At 45.1% G+C, this 16,552-nt stretch carries 14 protein-coding genes, 1 other RNA gene and 1 other annotated feature; of the genes, 14 read left to right on the top strand and 1 reads right to left on the bottom strand.

Annotation, left to right across the window (positions count from 1 at the left end; all coding sequences use genetic code 11):
• Window positions 1–62: 62 nt before the first annotated feature.
• On the bottom strand, window positions 63–1,355 hold the full coding sequence (locus tag BN1765_RS14910; protein WP_050615879.1) for an N-acetylmuramoyl-L-alanine amidase family protein: 1,293 nt from the start codon (window positions 1,353–1,355) through the stop codon (window positions 63–65).
• A gap of 108 nt (window positions 1,356–1,463) precedes the next feature.
• Between BN1765_RS14910 and BN1765_RS20295 the strand changes: the two genes are divergently transcribed.
• The 14 genes from BN1765_RS20295 to BN1765_RS14845 all read left to right on the top strand — a co-directional run bounded on the left by BN1765_RS20295 (window position 1,464) and on the right by BN1765_RS14845 (window position 16,425).
• The gene (locus tag BN1765_RS20295; RefSeq protein WP_050615878.1) at window positions 1,464–1,640 is read left to right on the top strand and encodes a hypothetical protein; all 177 of its coding nucleotides are present in this window, start codon (window positions 1,464–1,466) and stop codon (window positions 1,638–1,640) included.
• 135 nt (window positions 1,641–1,775) lie between these two features.
• Window positions 1,776–2,013: a binding site (T-box leader), on the top strand.
• A gap of 75 nt (window positions 2,014–2,088) precedes the next feature.
• Window positions 2,089–3,360 carry a histidine--tRNA ligase gene (hisS, locus tag BN1765_RS14900; RefSeq protein ID WP_050615877.1) on the top strand — a complete coding sequence of 424 codons (1,272 nt, stop codon included), beginning with the start codon at window positions 2,089–2,091 and terminating at the stop codon, window positions 3,358–3,360.
• A 14-nt stretch (window positions 3,361–3,374) separates the two neighbouring features.
• Window positions 3,375–5,150 carry an aspartate--tRNA ligase gene (aspS, locus tag BN1765_RS14895; protein ID WP_050615876.1) on the top strand — a complete coding sequence of 592 codons (1,776 nt, stop codon included), beginning with the start codon at window positions 3,375–3,377 and terminating at the stop codon, window positions 5,148–5,150.
• Between the two features lie 62 nt (window positions 5,151–5,212).
• Window positions 5,213–5,398: non-coding RNA, 6S RNA (gene ssrS, locus BN1765_RS19375), on the top strand.
• A 297-nt stretch (window positions 5,399–5,695) separates the two neighbouring features.
• Window positions 5,696–6,466, top strand: coding sequence for a tRNA threonylcarbamoyladenosine dehydratase (locus BN1765_RS14890; RefSeq protein ID WP_050615875.1), 771 nt, complete (start codon window positions 5,696–5,698; stop codon window positions 6,464–6,466).
• 57 nt (window positions 6,467–6,523) lie between these two features.
• Entirely contained in the window at window positions 6,524–7,777 is a 1,254-nt protein-coding gene (locus BN1765_RS14885; protein WP_050616800.1) for a replication-associated recombination protein A, read from the top strand.
• Between the two features lie 217 nt (window positions 7,778–7,994).
• The gene (locus BN1765_RS14880) at window positions 7,995–9,335 is read left to right on the top strand and encodes a GDSL-type esterase/lipase family protein (RefSeq protein ID WP_050615874.1); all 1,341 of its coding nucleotides are present in this window, start codon (window positions 7,995–7,997) and stop codon (window positions 9,333–9,335) included.
• 294 nt (window positions 9,336–9,629) lie between these two features.
• Complete coding sequence (gene cymR, locus BN1765_RS14875; RefSeq protein ID WP_050615873.1) at window positions 9,630–10,049, top strand: cysteine metabolism transcriptional regulator CymR; 420 nt, start codon at window positions 9,630–9,632, stop codon at window positions 10,047–10,049.
• A gap of 67 nt (window positions 10,050–10,116) precedes the next feature.
• The gene (locus tag BN1765_RS14870; RefSeq protein WP_050615872.1) at window positions 10,117–11,259 is read left to right on the top strand and encodes a cysteine desulfurase family protein; all 1,143 of its coding nucleotides are present in this window, start codon (window positions 10,117–10,119) and stop codon (window positions 11,257–11,259) included.
• A 21-nt stretch (window positions 11,260–11,280) separates the two neighbouring features.
• Window positions 11,281–12,396: a tRNA 2-thiouridine(34) synthase MnmA gene (mnmA, locus tag BN1765_RS14865; RefSeq protein WP_050615871.1), complete on the top strand. Its 1,116-nt coding sequence runs from the start codon at window positions 11,281–11,283 to the stop codon at window positions 12,394–12,396.
• A 118-nt stretch (window positions 12,397–12,514) separates the two neighbouring features.
• Entirely contained in the window at window positions 12,515–13,177 is a 663-nt protein-coding gene (locus BN1765_RS14860) for a tetratricopeptide repeat protein (RefSeq protein WP_050615870.1), read from the top strand.
• Window positions 13,178–13,248: 71 nt separating this feature from the next.
• Complete coding sequence (recD2, locus tag BN1765_RS14855) at window positions 13,249–15,630, top strand: SF1B family DNA helicase RecD2 (protein WP_050616799.1); 2,382 nt, start codon at window positions 13,249–13,251, stop codon at window positions 15,628–15,630.
• Between the two features lie 125 nt (window positions 15,631–15,755).
• Window positions 15,756–16,220 (top strand): PRC-barrel domain-containing protein, encoded by a 465-nt coding sequence (locus BN1765_RS14850; protein WP_069203039.1) that lies wholly within the window; start codon window positions 15,756–15,758, stop codon window positions 16,218–16,220.
• A gap of 16 nt (window positions 16,221–16,236) precedes the next feature.
• Window positions 16,237–16,425 (top strand): hypothetical protein, encoded by a 189-nt coding sequence (locus BN1765_RS14845; RefSeq protein WP_050615868.1) that lies wholly within the window; start codon window positions 16,237–16,239, stop codon window positions 16,423–16,425.
• Window positions 16,426–16,552 lie beyond the last annotated feature (127 nt).

Below are 16,552 nucleotides of genomic sequence, written 5' to 3'. Positions count from 1 at the left end.
TTTTATTCCGTTAACTTGGCGCTACAAGCGGGAGATCAAGCAAGTTAAGGACCACAAAGGTATCATTCATACTTTATGCCAGTAAGGTATTGGCTGATTCCTTCATAAATGGCATTGACGGCCTTTCCTTGGAAAGCAGGTGATGTAACAGTGTCTTCTTCATCGGGGTTACTGAGGTAGCCTAATTCAAGCAAAATAGCCGGTTGGCTGTTTTGCCGCAGTACATGGTAATCGCCAAACCGTTCATCCCGAATGGTGAGTGTTCCTTCTTCTTCAAGGTTTTGGTAGATGGCCTTCGCCAGCTGTTTTTGGTAGGAATGATAATAATAAGGTGTTATTCCCCGGACCTCGCTTTGTTCCGCACTGTCATAATGGATGGAAATGAAAGCGTCCGGCTGTGCAGCGAAGGCTTGGTCTGTGCGCTCGCTCAAGGCCACATATACGTCATTGTTTCTGGTCAAAATGACGTTTGCCCCCGAACTCTCCAGTTTTTCCTTTAATCTTTTGGCGGTCGACAAAGTTAGATTTTTCTCTAAGGTGCCATTTTTTCCAATCGTTCCGCTGTCATTGCCGCCGTGCCCTGGATCGATGAGGATTAATTTGCCTGTTAAATCGTAGAGGCTGTCTGGAGGGCTTATTTGATCGGCCTTATTATCCGCTTCAACTAGCCAGCCGGCTACAAAGGCTGTTTTGCCCCATCCGGTTTTCACTTCATAGTAATTTTTTTTAACGCCAACCACATCGAATGTATCGCCTTTTTTAGCCCACTTTTTGACGGGGGAAGAGGCGTTCGCTTTTTCTCTTAAAGCAACACCGTCTTCTTTCACGGTTATTTTACTGTTTTTATGTATGGCGCTGGTATGCTTCATCACACTTTCGACCAACCAGCCTGGCAGCCATCCTTTTTGGTTCTTTTCCCACTGGATTTGGACCCAGTGATTCTCTCTTTTTAGGATGCTGAATGTGTCTCCTTTAGTGACGGTCCCTATTGTTTTGCTGGCAAGTGAAGGTTTTTCATGAATATACAGCGAGGAAGCGGTTATTTTGGCATACGGAGCAGCCTGGTGGCCTTCCTCTTTTTCTTGTTTGCCTGCTTTTTCAGTAAGCCAACTGGCAATCCATGCTTTTTCGCCGGATGGGAGTTGAATCTTAAGCCAGTCTTTCTCTTTTTTTTGGACGGTGTATACCTCTCCGCCATCGACTTTTCCGACGATATCGTAATGGGTTCCGGGCCCGCTGCGTGCATTGATGCTGCCTTCCTTTACCAGTACTTTTTCCTTTGCGTACACGGGGACAGTGGACCAGGACAGCGACAGCAGTGCCAGGATGAGCAACGCTGCTAAAAGCTTTTTCATATTTTTCCTCCTTTAGGCTTGTCTAATTTTCTTTATCTTCCATGAAAAAATGGCGGAAAAAGGGTAATGATAAAAATACAGTGCTTTTTAATAGGGAGGAATATTAAAATGAAATTCAGCGAAAAAAATCAGCTAAGCCAAGATGGCTACCATCAAATCTTCGGCATTGACTTCCATGATTTTATCCAACGGGAACAAACAAATAATATGGTTGAGCTTGCAAATGAATATGGCCTTCACGTCCGCGACATAAAAAATTTGAAAAGAGGCGTCCAGCGCTCTTAAATCAGTATACAATAGATATTGAAGAGAATCGAAGGGGAAAATAAACTTTAGTGCAATGAAGTATATTTCCTCTAAGACCTTGACAATACCGATAGAGACAATTATCATTAGTAAAATAATAAGGCTACATATTATCGAAAACCAATGAGGGAGAACAGTAATTAAGAATACCGGGTATAGAGAGGGAAAGTCTCAGGCTGAAAGCTTTCCTACAACGGAACTTAGTGAATGAACACTCCGTAGGTTTCTCCTTGAAAGAAGGCGGCTGCTTTTTAGTAGGGGATGAACGTAAACAGGCGTTAACTGTCAGAAGGAAATGCATCAGCATTTTAAATTAGGGTGGCACCACGGGAATATGACTCTCGTCCCTTGTAACCATGTTTACAAGGGGCGGGAGTTTTTTGCGTGGGCCGCCTTTTCTTATATAAACCAAAAGGAGGCTTTTGTAATGAATGTGCAAATCCCTAGAGGAACGCAAGATATACTTCCTGAACAAGCAGCCATATGGCAGTATATCGAACAGATAACAAGAGAGCTATGCAAAAGATATCAATATAACGAAATTCGGACTCCAATATTCGAGCATACGGAAGTGTTTTCGCGCGGGGTAGGAGAAACGACTGATATTGTCCAAAAGGAAATGTATACGTTCCAAGACCGTGGCGACCGCAGCATTACCCTTCGTCCTGAAGGCACGGCAGCCGTTGTTCGTTCCTTTGTGGAGAATAAAATGTTTGGATGGGCTTCCCAACCTGTAAAACTATTTTATTATGGACCAATGTTCCGCTATGAACGCCCTCAAGCCGGCCGTTTCCGCCAATTCGTCCAATTTGGCGTGGAAGCGCTGGGCAGCGCCGATCCGGCGATCGATGCAGAAGTGATCAGCCTGGCAATGAATACGTATAAGAGCCTTGGATTGAAAGAATTGAAGCTGGTCATCAATTCGCTTGGCGACCAGGAAAGCCGGACGAAGCACCGCGAAGCGCTAGTCGCTCATTTCGAACCGCGAATCGGTGAATTCTGCAGCGATTGTCAAAACCGCCTGCATAAGAATCCGCTAAGAATCCTTGATTGCAAGAAAGACCGCGACCATGAATTGATGAAGACAGCTCCTTCGATTCTGGAATATTTGAACCCGGAATCGAAATCTTACTTCGAAAAGGTCCTTAAGCATTTGGAAGCTATGGAAATTCCATATACAGTCGATCCAACTTTAGTGCGCGGGCTTGATTATTATAATCATACAGCCTTTGAAATTATGAGCGATGCCAAAGGGTTCGGCGCCATCACCACCCTTTGCGGAGGAGGCCGGTATAACGGTCTTGTTGAAGAATTTGGCGGCCCTGAGACACCGGGTATCGGTTTCGCAATGAGCATCGAACGGTTGATAGCTGCTCTGGCAGCTGAAAGTATTACCTTGCCGATCGAACACGCAACGGATGTTTATGTAGTGGCCATGGGTGAAGCCGCACAGGATTACAGTGTGAAATTAGTCAATGAATTACGCCTTCAAGGCTTTTCAGCAGACAGAGATTATAACGGCCGTAAAGTGAAAGCCCAATTCAAAGCGGCAGATCGTGCCAACGCCCGTTATGTGGCCGTACTTGGCGATGATGAATTGAACAAGAAAACAATCACGCTAAAGGATATGGAATCGGGCGAACAGCAGGAAATAGCGTTGGAAAGCTTCGTAGCAACACTTAAAAAGCAACAACAATAAGGGAGGAAACAGGCATGTTTGGCAGAACATATTTTTGTGGAGAAGTGTCAGAAAAAGCAATAGGCGAAAAAGTAACATTAAAAGGATGGGTACAAAAACGCCGCGACTTGGGAGGGTTGATTTTTATCGATCTTCGCGACCGTACGGGTTTGGTCCAAGTCGTTTTTAATCCAGATTTATCAAAGGAAGCTTTGGAACAAGCCGAGAAAATCCGCAATGAGTTTGTACTGAGCGTGGAAGGCACTGTAGCCCCTCGGGAAGAAGGAACAATCAATACGAACCTTAAGACAGGCAAAATCGAAATTAAAGCCGAGTCAGTAACAATCATCAATGAAGCGAAGACGCCTCCTTTCACGATTGACGACAAAAGTGATGTTTCCGAAGAAGTCCGCTTGAAATACCGTTATTTGGATCTTCGCCGCCCGGCTATGTTCGAAACGCTTCAAATGCGCCACCGCATTACAAAATCAGTGCGCGATTATTTGGACAGCGAGGGATTCTTGGATATTGAAACACCAATCCTAACAGGAAGCACCCCGGAAGGCGCACGCGATTATCTTGTTCCAAGCCGTGTGCACGATGGCGAATTCTATGCTTTGCCGCAAAGCCCACAATTGTTTAAGCAATTATTGATGGTTTCCGGTTTTGAGCGCTATTACCAAATTGCCCGTTGTTTCCGCGACGAAGATTTGCGCGCAGACCGCCAACCGGAATTTACCCAAATTGATATTGAAACAAGCTTTATGAGCCAGGAAGACATCATGGCTATGACTGAACAAATGATGGCGAAGGTCATGAAAGAAGTGAAAGGCATTGAAATCTCATTGCCGCTTCCACGCATGAAATACCAGGAAGCAATGGGACGCTACGGTTCCGACAAGCCGGATACTCGTTTTGGCCTTGAGCTAGTTGATGTGTCGGAAATCGTCAAGGATTCCAGCTTCAAAGTGTTTGCCGGCGCTGTGGAAAATGGCGGGCAAGTGAAAGCCATCAACGTAAAAGGGGCTGCCAGCAAATATTCACGCAAAGATATCGACGCATTGGGTGAATTCGCAGCCATTTATGGCGCAAAAGGGTTGGCTTGGATGAAGATGGAAAGCGAAGGCTTAAAAGGACCGATCGCTAAATTCTTCGTGGATGAGGCAGCTGACCAAATGATTTCTGCCTTAGAAGCAAGCGAAGGGGATTTGCTCTTGTTCGTTGCCGATAAAAAGAGCATTGTAGCAGATGCTTTGGGAGCTTTGCGTTCTAAACTGGGCAAAGACCTTGACTTGATTGATAACAGTAAGTTCAACTTCCTGTGGGTAACCGATTGGCCATTGCTTGAGTACGATGATGAAGAAGGCCGTTATTATGCTGCCCACCATCCATTCACAATGCCGTTCCGTGAAGACCTTGACAAGCTGGAAAGCGAACCGCAGCATGTGCGTGCTCAGGCTTATGACCTAGTTCTTAACGGCTATGAATTAGGAGGAGGATCACTTCGTATATTCGAACGTGATATTCAGGAAAAAATGTTCAGCGTATTGGGATTCAGCCCAGAAGAAGCAAAAGAGCAATTCGGTTTCTTGATGGACGCCTTCGAATACGGTACACCTCCACATGGCGGAATCGCGCTTGGTTTGGACCGTTTGGTCATGCTGCTTGCTGGCAGAAGCAATCTCCGCGATACGATTGCATTCCCTAAAACAGCCAGCGCAAGCTGCTTGTTGACAAATGCGCCAAGCCCGGTCAGCGATGCACAATTAGAAGAATTAAAGCTTACTTTAAAGCAAGAAAAAAAGGCATAATTTCCTACAGCACATCGCTTGAAATGCAGTGAAATCCTATGCTATGATTTAATCAACAAGTAAGAGTCCTGATGTGTACGTTGCTTACACCTATAAGTTTTGACCGAACACTTATAGTTACGGGAGCCCAAGTTTCACTGCCGCGTAAATGCCTCGTGGGTGTGGACTTACAGAAGCAGTGGACAGGGCACCCACCTGCGGAGAGCGGGTTCAAAACGAAGGCGATAAACGGCACGATCGGGACTTCTTACTACTAAATGAAACGGCACGGACTATTAATCCGGATAAACAACGGAGCATCATCTGCGGAAACGCAGGAGGTGCTCCGTTTTCGTTTGTTACAGGCGAGGATTAGTATATAATGTAAAGTATATAAAAAGGTTGTTTTTTGATAGTCCGGTGAGTGCATCATTGGCATATAAGCAACAAAGTAAATAGATGCAGCCTAGGAAAAAAGGGCACATATTCGCTTATTGAACCATTTTTTTCAGGCTGCAAAGTTCCATAGAGTATGAATCTAAAGATTTAGTAATGGAGTTGACAAGATGTTACACCAATTTTCTAGAAATGAATTAGCTATCGGTAAAGAAGGATTAGAATCGCTGAAAAACACCACAGTCGCTGTTTTGGGCGTGGGAGGGGTAGGTTCCTATGCAGCAGAAGCACTTGCCCGCTCAGGAGTGGGCCGGCTGTTGTTGGTCGATAAAGATGACGTTGACATTACCAATATCAATCGCCAATTGCACGCATTGTTGTCAACGGTCGGAAAATTCAAAGCCGATCTGATGAAAGAGAGAATCGCAGATATCAATCCGGAATGCGAAGTTATTTCATTAAAAATGTTTTATACAGAAGAAACCTATGAAACGTTCTTCAGCTATGGCATTGACTATGTCATTGATGCGTCAGATACCATATCCTACAAAATCCATTTGATGAAAGAATGCCTAAAGCGTGATATTCCGATCATTTCCAGTATGGGGGCTGCCAATAAAATGGACCCTACCCGTTTCCAGGTAACAGATATATCGAAAACACACACAGATCCCCTCGCTAAAGTCATCCGCACCCGTCTTCGCAAGGAAGGTATAACGAAAGGGGTCACCGTCGTATTCTCGGACGAAAGCCCGATTGTCATCCGTGAAGATGTACGAAAAGAAGTAGGGAATGACGATGCTGAAATCCGCAAAGCTAAAATGCCCCCTTCATCCAATGCCTTTGTCCCATCGGTAGCCGGATTGATTGCAGCCAGTTGGGTAGTGAGGGAAATACTAAAGAATATAAAAATTACACGCTTGAGCGATGATCGAAAATAACTATTTTTAGCATGAAGGAGGTTTGATTCTGTGTATCATGAACCGTTATCACATCGCATGAGACCTGAACGGATTGAAGAGGTAGTCGGTCAAAAACATATTATCGGGCCGAATTCTGCGTTGTATAAAATGATTAAGAACGACCATGTGCCCTCGATGCTTCTGTATGGCGAGCCGGGCACCGGGAAAACATCCCTGGCTTATGCCATCGCAGGGAGCACAAATAAAGACTTTTACGCCTTGAATGCAGTGTCTGCCGGTAAAAAGGACGTCGAGCAAGTCATTGAAGAAGCAAGGCTAACACGAAATGCCATCCTTTTCCTTGATGAAATCCATCGCTTCAATAAAAGCCAGCAGGATTCATTGTTGAAAGCGTTGGAGGAAGGTGTTTTTATTCTGATTGGAGCTACAACGGAAAATCCCTACCATAGCGTAAATGGAGCGATCCGTTCTCGCTGCGGCCAAATAAAGCAACTGAAGCCATTGAGCCCTGAAGATATAACGGAACTGATTAACAGAGCTCTTCAAGACCGCGATAAGGGACTTGGCAAATGGAATGTCCAGATGGATCCGCAGCTTATTGGCCTGATCGCCCAGACGACGAGCGATGGCAGGACTGCCCTCAATCTATTGGAAGATATCGTCATGGCATCTGACCGCGATGCGCAAGGCGCTATCATAGTGGAAGAGGAAATGGTGAAACAAAGCATCGAGAATAAAGGCTTCACGCATGACAAGAAAGGGGATATCTATTATTCCTTGCTTTCGAGCTTCCAAAAGAGCATCCGTGGAAGCGATACGGATGCGGCTCTGCACTATTTGGCCAGACTTTTGGAAGGCGGCGACCTGCCAGCCATTTGCAGGAGGTTGCTGGTCATTGGCTATGAAGATATCGGCCTTGCCAATCCGGAAGTGAGCGCAAGAGTGCTGACAGCCATCCAGACTGTGGAACGGCTTGGGCTGCCTGAAGCGCGTATTCCTTTGGCAAGTATTACGATTGAACTTTGCTTATCTGCTAAATCCAATTCTGCCTATAAAGCATTGGATGCGGCGATTGCCGATGTCCGTAAAGGGCGGACAGGAGAAATACCGGACCATCTGCGCGATGCTCATTACCAAGGAGCAAAAGAGCTTGGCCACGGGATTGGTTATAAATACCCTCATGACTACCCCAACGGTTGGGTAAAGCAGCGTTATCTGCCTGAAGAATTGGGGGATGCGAAATATTATCAGCCTAAAAATGCCGGGGAAGAAAAGAAGCTGTTGCTGATTCATGAGCGTTTGGAGCAATTGCGCCATCAAAGAGACTAAATATATACAAGTATAAACAAATCTGTTAATATGATGTAAATAAGTATTGAATAGGAATCCATTTATCCAAAAAAGGCGGCATCATTGCGTATACTTTACGGCAATCATGCGCCTTTTTTGTGCATAAGGGAGGAGTGTTCGGTGTTATTTGCCAGATTGGCAGACTCCTAGACTTCCGCATACACAATTGAGGAATAAGAAATGGGAGAGTGAAAAAATGAAGCAAGTTTCAAGGAAAGTGGCAAGGTTTGCTTTACTGTTTACCTTATTGATCGGATTGATCACAGCCCCGGTATCCGCCGCTGAACAGACAGAAGCCAATAATTATCTGTCGCTGGGAGACTCGTTGGCAGCAGGCATGAACTCTGACAATAAAGTCGACAGCAATGGCTTCTCTGATGTGGCGGCAAAGTATTTGTCAGACAATAAAATGATCGGATCTTACTCCAAAGAATTTGCTGTGCCTGGTTATACAACTTCTCAAGTTTTGAAAGATCTTAACGAGAAGGCTGCCTTGCAGGACACTGTCAAAAAGTCGAAACTTATCTCGATTTCTGTGAGCGCAAATGACTTATTATCCATTGGTAAGATGAATGAAGCTACAGGAATGATGGAGATCGACAGAACAAAGCTAGTGCCGACGCTTGGAACGATTTCGGCCAATTATTCGGCGATCATGAAGAAAATAAAGGAACTAAACCCCAATGCCGATGTTTATGTGATGGGCTACTATTTTCCTTATCCCTATATGAATGACCAACAGAAGCCCGAATTGATCCAAATGGAAAAAGGATTGAATGAGTTGCTCAGAGGAATCGCTGTGACAAATAACGCTACATTTGTTGATGTTTATAGCAAATTCGGGGATGATACCAAGCCGTATCTTCCTAATCCCAAAAGTATTCACCCGAATGCTGCTGGGTATAAGCTGATGGCGGATGCATTGATTGAAGCAATTGCCGTTAAACATGCACCTACGCCAATCCCGACACCGATGCCACAGCCGATACCTACACCGAAAATGCCCGTAGACCTTGATGGCCATTGGGCTGTCAAACAAATGCTGTACATGGTGGAACATGATTGGCTTGCCGCTGATGCCAATGGCAAAGTGTATCCGGACCATCCCATTACAAGAGCTGAAGCTGCGAAAATCCTTGTAGATACAATCATCACAACGCAAGTGATGCCAAAGGATCCCGGTTTCACTGATGTTCCGAATAACCATCCCGCTTATCATGCGATTGCCGTACTGACGGAAAAAGGCGTTTTTGCCAAAGCAAAAACATTTAAACCGAATGATCCGCTCCAAAGGGTGCAACTGGCTAAAGTTATTGCATCTACTTATCAGTTGAAAGCAACCGGAAAAGCGGTAGCCTTTAAAGATGTTACGAAGGCGTATTGGGCTTATAATGAAATTCAGGCCGTTGCCACAAACAAGTTAATGATTGGATCAAACAACCGGTTTGACCTTTACAGTAAAACAACAAGAGCCCAATTTGCTTCTGTTATCTATAGGGCTTTAGAAATGAACAAAATGCTTGATACTGCACAATAAAAAAGCATAAACCAAAAAGTCCTTCCCTGCTTCATTTTCTGCAGGAAAGGACTTTTCATTTTGAAGCTATAAAGGTTTGAACTAGGCGTGAATGCTGTATAATGAAAGAATATATGCATAAAAAGGGTATGTATGCTATAATTTCAAAAGTTATTTTCCATTGTTCTAGCAATAAAAAGAAGTTCGTTCACCATAGAGAACTCTACGGGCCGTGAACTGCCATTTCGAAAATACGGCCATTGAAGATATAAGATAGACTTTATAAAGAGAGAATAAAGATAGAGGGTGCAAAAAATGAAAATATCTACTAAAGGGCGCTATGGACTAACAATTATGATTGAACTTGCCAAAAAGCATGGTGAAGGCCCAACTTCTCTAAAGTTGATTGCACAAAATAATAACTTGTCTGAGCATTATTTGGAGCAATTGATTGCCCCTTTGCGAAATGCAGGCCTTGTTAAAAGCATCCGCGGCGCATACGGAGGCTATATTCTTGCTAAAAATCCGGATCAAATCACCTCAGGGGACATAATTAGAGTATTGGAAGGCCCTATCAGTATTGTCGAGGGGATTGAGAATGAAGAACCTGCCAAGCGTGAACTCTGGCAGAGGATCAGCGATGCCGTCAAAGAAGTACTGGATAAAACATCGTTGGAGGATCTGGCTAATTACAATGAGGACAACGCTCCGGGCGCATATATGTTCTATATTTAAGTAGCAATAGATCTTGGGAGAGTTATAAACACACACTATAAGGCTAACGGAACGAGGAGGAAAGGTAGTGGAAAGAATTTATCTTGACCATGCTGCCACTACTCCCGTACATCAGGATGTTGTACGAGAAGTCATGTCAGTGATGGAACAAACATACGGTAATCCATCAAGCATCCACGCTTTTGGAAGGGAAGCGCGGAAAACGGTCAATGATGCGCGAAAGGTGCTTGCGCGTACCATTGGGGCAAAAGAAAATGAAATCATCTTTACGAGCGGTGGAACGGAAGCTGATAACCAGGCGATCATCGGCGTCGCCATGGAGCGTGCATCAGAAGGAAAGCATATGATTACAACGGTGATCGAGCATCATGCCGTTTTGCATACGTTTGAGCATTTAGAAAAGTTGGGATTTGAGGTTACCTATTTGCCGGTCGATGAACAAGGCAGGATTTCAATTGACGAACTGAAGCAGGCTTTGCGGGAGGATACGATTCTGGTGTCTGTTATGTTCGGCAATAATGAAGTCGGCACCATACAGGACATCGGAACAATCGGTGCGCTCGTGCGGGAAAGCAATGCTTATTTCCACAGTGATGCCGTTCAGGCATATGGGGTGGTTCCCATCTCTGTCAATGATCTTCACATCGATTTATTATCGGTTTCTTCTCATAAAATTAATGGACCAAAAGGGATTGGTTTCTTATATTGTCGAGAAGGAGTGGCCATCAGCTCTGTTCTTTATGGCGGAGAGCAAGAAAGAAAGCGCCGCGCCGGGACGGAAAACGTACCTGCCATAGCGGGATTTGCCAAAGCGGCTGAGATCATTCAGAATGGGATGGAGCAAAAGAATAGCCAATTGCTGCTTTTCAAGCAAACGATGTGCGATATTCTGGCTGAACGGGGAATTGCTTTTGAAGTAAATGGTTCCAGCGATCATTGCCTGCCTCATGTGTGCAATTTGTCCTTTCCGGGAACCCATGTTGAAGCCTTGCTTGCCAATCTGGATTTAGCCGGCATCGCTGCTTCAAGCGGCTCGGCATGCACCGCCGGTTCCATCAATCCGTCGCATGTACTGGTTGCCATGTACGGTAAAGATAGTGAAAAAATATCCAATTCCATTCGCTTCAGCTTTGGAATGAACAATACATTACAACAGATTGAGAAAGCTGCCCATACTACGGCTGATATCATCAATCGATTAACAAAATAGGAAATGGAGTGGGGTGAAAGCATGACTAAATCACCAAAAGATACCCGGGTTGTAGTCGGCATGTCAGGAGGGGTGGACTCTTCGGTTGCGGCTTTGCTTTTAAAACAACAAGGGTATGATGTAGTGGGCATCTTTATGAAAAACTGGGACGACACAGATGAGAATGGATTCTGTACAGCCACTGAAGATTATGAAGACGTAATGAAGGTGTGCGAACAAATCGGAATCCCTTATTATGGCGTCAACTTTGAAAAGCAATACTGGGATAAAGTGTTTACCTACTTTCTTGATGAATATCGTGCGGGAAGAACACCTAACCCGGACGTAATGTGCAATAAAGAAATTAAATTCAAGGCTTTCCTTGAACATGCTTTGAATCTTGGGGCGGATTATTTGGCGACTGGCCATTATGCGCGTGTAGAATACCGCGACGGCGAATACAAAATGCTGCGAGGTATTGACGACAATAAAGACCAAACGTATTTCCTTAACCAATTGACGCAAAAGCAGCTTGAAAAAGTCATGTTCCCGCTCGGGCATCTTCCAAAGACAAAGGTAAGGGAAATTGCTGCAGAGGCGGGTCTTGCTACGGCAAAGAAAAAGGATTCTACAGGCATTTGCTTCATAGGAGAACGGAATTTCAAGGAATTCCTTAGCAGCTATCTTCCTGCTCAGCCTGGCAATATGGAAACAATGCAGGGCGAAGTGAAGGGCAAGCATGACGGTTTAATGTACCATACGATTGGCCAGCGCCATGGCCTTGGCATCGGCGGCAGCGGTGAGCCGTGGTTCGCGGTGGGCAAGGATTTGGAGCGCAATGTGCTTTTCGTGGAACAAGGCTTTCATCATGAGGCATTGTATTCTACTTCGCTTGAAGCCAACCAGATCAGCTGGGTGTCGGACAAGCCAAAAGCATCTGAATTTAAATGTACAGCTAAATTCCGCTACCGCCAAACCGATAGCGGAGTGACTGTTAAGATATTGGATGAAAACCGAGTCGAAGTTATATTCGATGAGCCTGTCCGCGCCATTACGCCGGGACAAGCCGTTGTCTTTTATGATGGCGAAGAATGCCTGGGCGGTGGCACGATCGACAAAGTCTTTAAGGACAGCAAACAGCTTACGTATGTCGGCTGACAAACAGCTTGAAAGTCCTCAGTTCTTTATGGAGCTGGGGATTTTTTGAAATGTAAAACAGGCATAATTCAAAGCCTAAATCGATTATGATATAATTTAGGAAAATGGAGTGAACGACATGACAAAAAACGAATATGGGATTCAATGCATGCAGGAAGGGAAATGGGAAGAAGCTGTGAAGGCTTTCTCGGAAGCCATCGAGGAAAATCCTAACGACGCTGTCAGCTATATTAATTTCGGCAATGTCTTGACTGCTGTTGGCGAGAGGGAGAAAGCCGTCAACTTTTTCAAAAAGGCATTGACTATCGATCCGAAAGCCGGGGCAGCTTTTTATGCGCTGGGGAATTTGTATTATGAGAGCGAACAATACATAGAAGCCAAAGACTTCTTGGAAAAAGCGATCAAGGCAGGGCTGGAAAACAGCGACGGTTATTTCATGCTTGGCATGACCCTGCTGCAATTGGACCAGCCGAAGCTAGCGTTACCTTACTTGCAAAGAAGTATTGAACTGAACCCGGACGACAGTGATGCCCGTTTTCAGTATGCGTTATGCCTTGCAGGAGAGGAATTATACGAAGAAGCGATCAGCCAATTGGAAAAGGTAATTGAGAAGGTTCCAAATCATGCGGATGCTTATTATAATCTCGGAGTGGCATATGCCGGCTACAAGGAAGATGCAAATCAGGCGCTGGCCTTTTTCACAAAAGCCTTGGACATCCAGAAAGACCATGTTCTAGCGGCAAACGGCAAGAAATTAATGGAACAATATCTACAGCAATAAGCTAATCAGGAGGGGATTTTTCGGTGCAACAGAATGAACTTGAGTTATTCGATGAACCTAAAAAGTTGTTCATGAAAGGCAGACATCTGGTCACTATTTTTCATAATGAACAAAATCTGTATTCTGTTGTCCGGATCCGCGTGGACGAAACGAACGCGCCTTATGACGAAAAAGAAGCGGTCATTGTCGGCTATTTCCCCCAAATCCATGAGCATGAAACGTATATTTTTTATGGAAAGCTGAAAGACCATCCAAAGTTTGGCGTACAGTTCGCGGTGGATCAGTTTCAGAAAGACCTCCCTCAAACAAAGGATGGGATCGTCAGTTATCTATCCAGTACACTCTTCCATGGCATCGGCAAAAAAACAGCTGAGAGCATAGTGGATACGATCGGGGAAAATGCCATCTCTAAAATACTGGCTACGCCTTCCCTGTTGGATTCAGTCCCCAAATTGTCAGCGGAAAAAGCCAAAGCGATTTATGACACACTTGTTGAGCACCAAGGGCTGGAACAGGTCATGATTGCATTGAACCAATACGGCTTCGGGCCGCAGCTATCGATGAAGATTTATCAAATGTATAAGCAGGATACATTGAGCATCATTCAGACCAATCCATATAAGCTCGTTGAGGACGTGGAAGGGATCGGTTTTGGACGGGCGGATGAACTGGGCTTTCAATTGGGCATTTCCGGCAGCCACAGCGATCGCATCAAAGCGGGCTGCCTGTATACTATCGAAACCCAATGCCAGCAGGAAGGCCATGTTTATGTGGAAGCCGAGGAGCTTTTGCAGAAGGTTCAGGCCCTGCTTGAAGGCAACAAAAGGGACAGTATCGATTTTCAGGCGATTTCCCAGCAATTGATTGAACTGGCGGAAGAGAAGAAAGTGGTCATTGAAGATAAACGTATTTATGCCCCTTCTCTCTATTACTCGGAAAAAGGGATTGCCACCAATATCAAACGGATTATGGAACAGACCGAATATAAGGATGCGTTCCCCGAATCAGAATTTTTGCTTGCTTTGGGTAAGTTGGAAGAAAGGTTGGAAGTGGAATATGCCTCCGCCCAAAAAGAAGCCATTGAAACGGCGCTCATGTCGCCAATGATGCTTCTTACCGGCGGTCCCGGAACCGGAAAAACAACGGTCATTAAAGGGATCGTAGAGTTATATAGCGAACTTCACGGCGTCAGTATGGATCCCCATGCATACAAGGATAAAGACCCTTTTCCGTTTGTGCTTGCGGCTCCTACAGGCAGGGCTGCCAAGAGGATGGCGGAATCGACAGGGCTGCCGGCCGTAACCATACACCGATTGCTTGGCTGGAACGGCAGCGAAGGTTTTAGCTACGATGAAGAAAATCCGATTGAAGGCAGAATTGTCATTATCGACGAAGTATCCATGGTCGATACCTGGCTGGCGCATCAATTACTAAAAGCGTTGCCGGAGCATGTCCAAGTAATATTCGTAGGGGATGAAGACCAGCTTCCATCCGTGGGCCCGGGACAGGTGCTAAAGGATCTGTTAGAATCGGAGTGCATACCGACGATCCGCCTTGAAAGCATCTATCGCCAAGCTGATGGTTCATCGATTATCGAATTGGCGCATGAAATTAAAAAAGGCCGCCTGCCAGCCAATATTACATTGCAGCAGAAGGACCGTTCGTTCTTTTCCTGCCATACGGGACAAATCATGGATGTTGTAGAACAGGTAGTCAGAAATGCGAAGAACAAAGGGTATAAAGCAAAAGACCTTCAGGTGCTTGCTCCTATGTACCGGGGGCCGGCAGGGATTGATGCCCTCAATAAGCTGATTCAGGAAATCTATAATCCCAATCCGGACGGTTCCCGCCGCGAAATAGCATTCGGCGATATTGTATATCGCGTGGGCGACAAAGTCCTTCAGCTCGTTAACCAGCCGGAAAGCAATGTATTCAATGGGGATATGGGTGAGATCATCTCCATCTCTTACGCAAAAGAAAATACAGAGAAACAGGATTTGCTCTATGTCTCATACGATGGCATTGAAGTGGCTTATACCAAACAGGATTTAACGCAAATTACCCATGCTTATTGCTGCTCGATTCATAAATCGCAAGGCAGTGAATTTCCGATTGTCATCCTGCCCGTTGTGAAGAGCTACTACCGCATGTTGAGAAGGAAACTGATTTATACAGCCATCACCCGCAGCAAACAATTCCTTATTCTGTGCGGCGAAGAGGATGCATTAAGAATGGGCGTAGAACGGACACAGGACCATGAACGGAATACAACCTTGCAACAACAACTCATTGCCGCTATACAGGGCAAATCTGTTGAAGAGGGCGGCGAGAAATCGCCAGTGGACGATGAGGTAACTGACAATGAGTTTTATCGTGATCCTTTAAAAGTGGACCCGATGATCGGTATGGGCTCTCTGACGCCCTTCGATTTTATGGAAAAAGAAATCAGCTAAAAGCCTGCCCGTTATGACGGGCGGGCTTTTTTATAGGAAAAATCAGCCTGAACTGGTTAAGGAATGCAGTCATAAGCGGCGCTTTATCAGCCAAACTAGTAATGTTCGGAAAGGCGGGGTGTACTTTGCGAACACTATCATTATTGGACGGAATGCCTGTGTATGACAATGGAACAATCATCGGGCATGTATCAGATCTTGTGATATCCGATGGCGGCTCTGTATTGGGCCTGCTCATGGACATGCATTCCCCGTTCAAAAAGGCAAAACTTCTTCCTCTGCAAGATGTGGCCGCCTTTGGCAAAGACGGACTGGCAGCTAAACAAGAATCCCTGCTTCCGTTCAAACGTGATCAAGTATACACTCTTCGACATCAGCGAGACTTAACCGGTAAAAAAATCATCAATGATCATGGTGAAGATTTGGGATTTCTGGAAGATGTATACTTCAGCGAGCAATTGGGCACAATCGTAGCATATGAAATTTCAAATGGTTTCTTCTCCGATCTTCGGGATGGAAAACAAATGATCTCTGTGCACAAGCCTCCATCGTTAGGAAAAGACGCCATCATAATTTCAACACTTGAATAATGAGGTGTCATAACGTATGAAGTGTCCCAACTGCGGAAGTAAAGATATCGGTAAAATTGGCGTCAACCAATATTACTGCTGGAATTGCTTAATTGAAATGTCTTTGCATAAAGGAATCATCAATACCCATCAAGTAGAGGAAGATGGCAGTTTAAGTTCCTTGGATGATTTGTTTTCTGAGGATGACAGACGCTATACCATGTAGAGGAATAGATCCTCTATTGGTGGGCATGTGCTGCTTGCCCATGTGTGCAGAACACATGGGCAACGCGCTATTGCCGGAACATAAGCTCTTTACTGCGGCCTGAATAAAGGTAGAAGGAAGAGGTGTA

This window comes from Bacillus testis (genome assembly GCF_001243895.1).
GTDB classification, from domain to species: domain Bacteria; phylum Bacillota; class Bacilli; order Bacillales; family DSM-1321; genus Bacillus_AD; species Bacillus_AD testis.
This window is presented reverse-complemented; position numbering and strand designations above follow the sequence as displayed.

Coding starts and splice junctions, on each gene's coding strand:
- BN1765_RS14910 (WP_050615879.1), bottom strand. CDS start 1,355: ATGAAAAAGCTTTTAGCAGCGTTGCTCATCCTGGCACTGCTGTCGCTG.
- BN1765_RS20295 (WP_050615878.1), top strand. CDS start 1,464: ATGAAATTCAGCGAAAAAAATCAGCTAAGCCAAGATGGCTACCATCAA.
- hisS (WP_050615877.1), top strand. CDS start 2,089: ATGAATGTGCAAATCCCTAGAGGAACGCAAGATATACTTCCTGAACAA.
- aspS (WP_050615876.1), top strand. CDS start 3,375: ATGTTTGGCAGAACATATTTTTGTGGAGAAGTGTCAGAAAAAGCAATA.
- BN1765_RS14890 (WP_050615875.1), top strand. CDS start 5,696: ATGTTACACCAATTTTCTAGAAATGAATTAGCTATCGGTAAAGAAGGA.
- BN1765_RS14885 (WP_050616800.1), top strand. CDS start 6,524: ATGAGACCTGAACGGATTGAAGAGGTAGTCGGTCAAAAACATATTATC.
- BN1765_RS14880 (WP_050615874.1), top strand. CDS start 7,995: ATGAAGCAAGTTTCAAGGAAAGTGGCAAGGTTTGCTTTACTGTTTACC.
- cymR (WP_050615873.1), top strand. CDS start 9,630: ATGAAAATATCTACTAAAGGGCGCTATGGACTAACAATTATGATTGAA.
- mnmA (WP_050615871.1), top strand. CDS start 11,281: ATGACTAAATCACCAAAAGATACCCGGGTTGTAGTCGGCATGTCAGGA.
- BN1765_RS14860 (WP_050615870.1), top strand. CDS start 12,515: ATGACAAAAAACGAATATGGGATTCAATGCATGCAGGAAGGGAAATGG.
- recD2 (WP_050616799.1), top strand. CDS start 13,249: ATGAAAGGCAGACATCTGGTCACTATTTTTCATAATGAACAAAATCTG.
- BN1765_RS14845 (WP_050615868.1), top strand. CDS start 16,237: ATGAAGTGTCCCAACTGCGGAAGTAAAGATATCGGTAAAATTGGCGTC.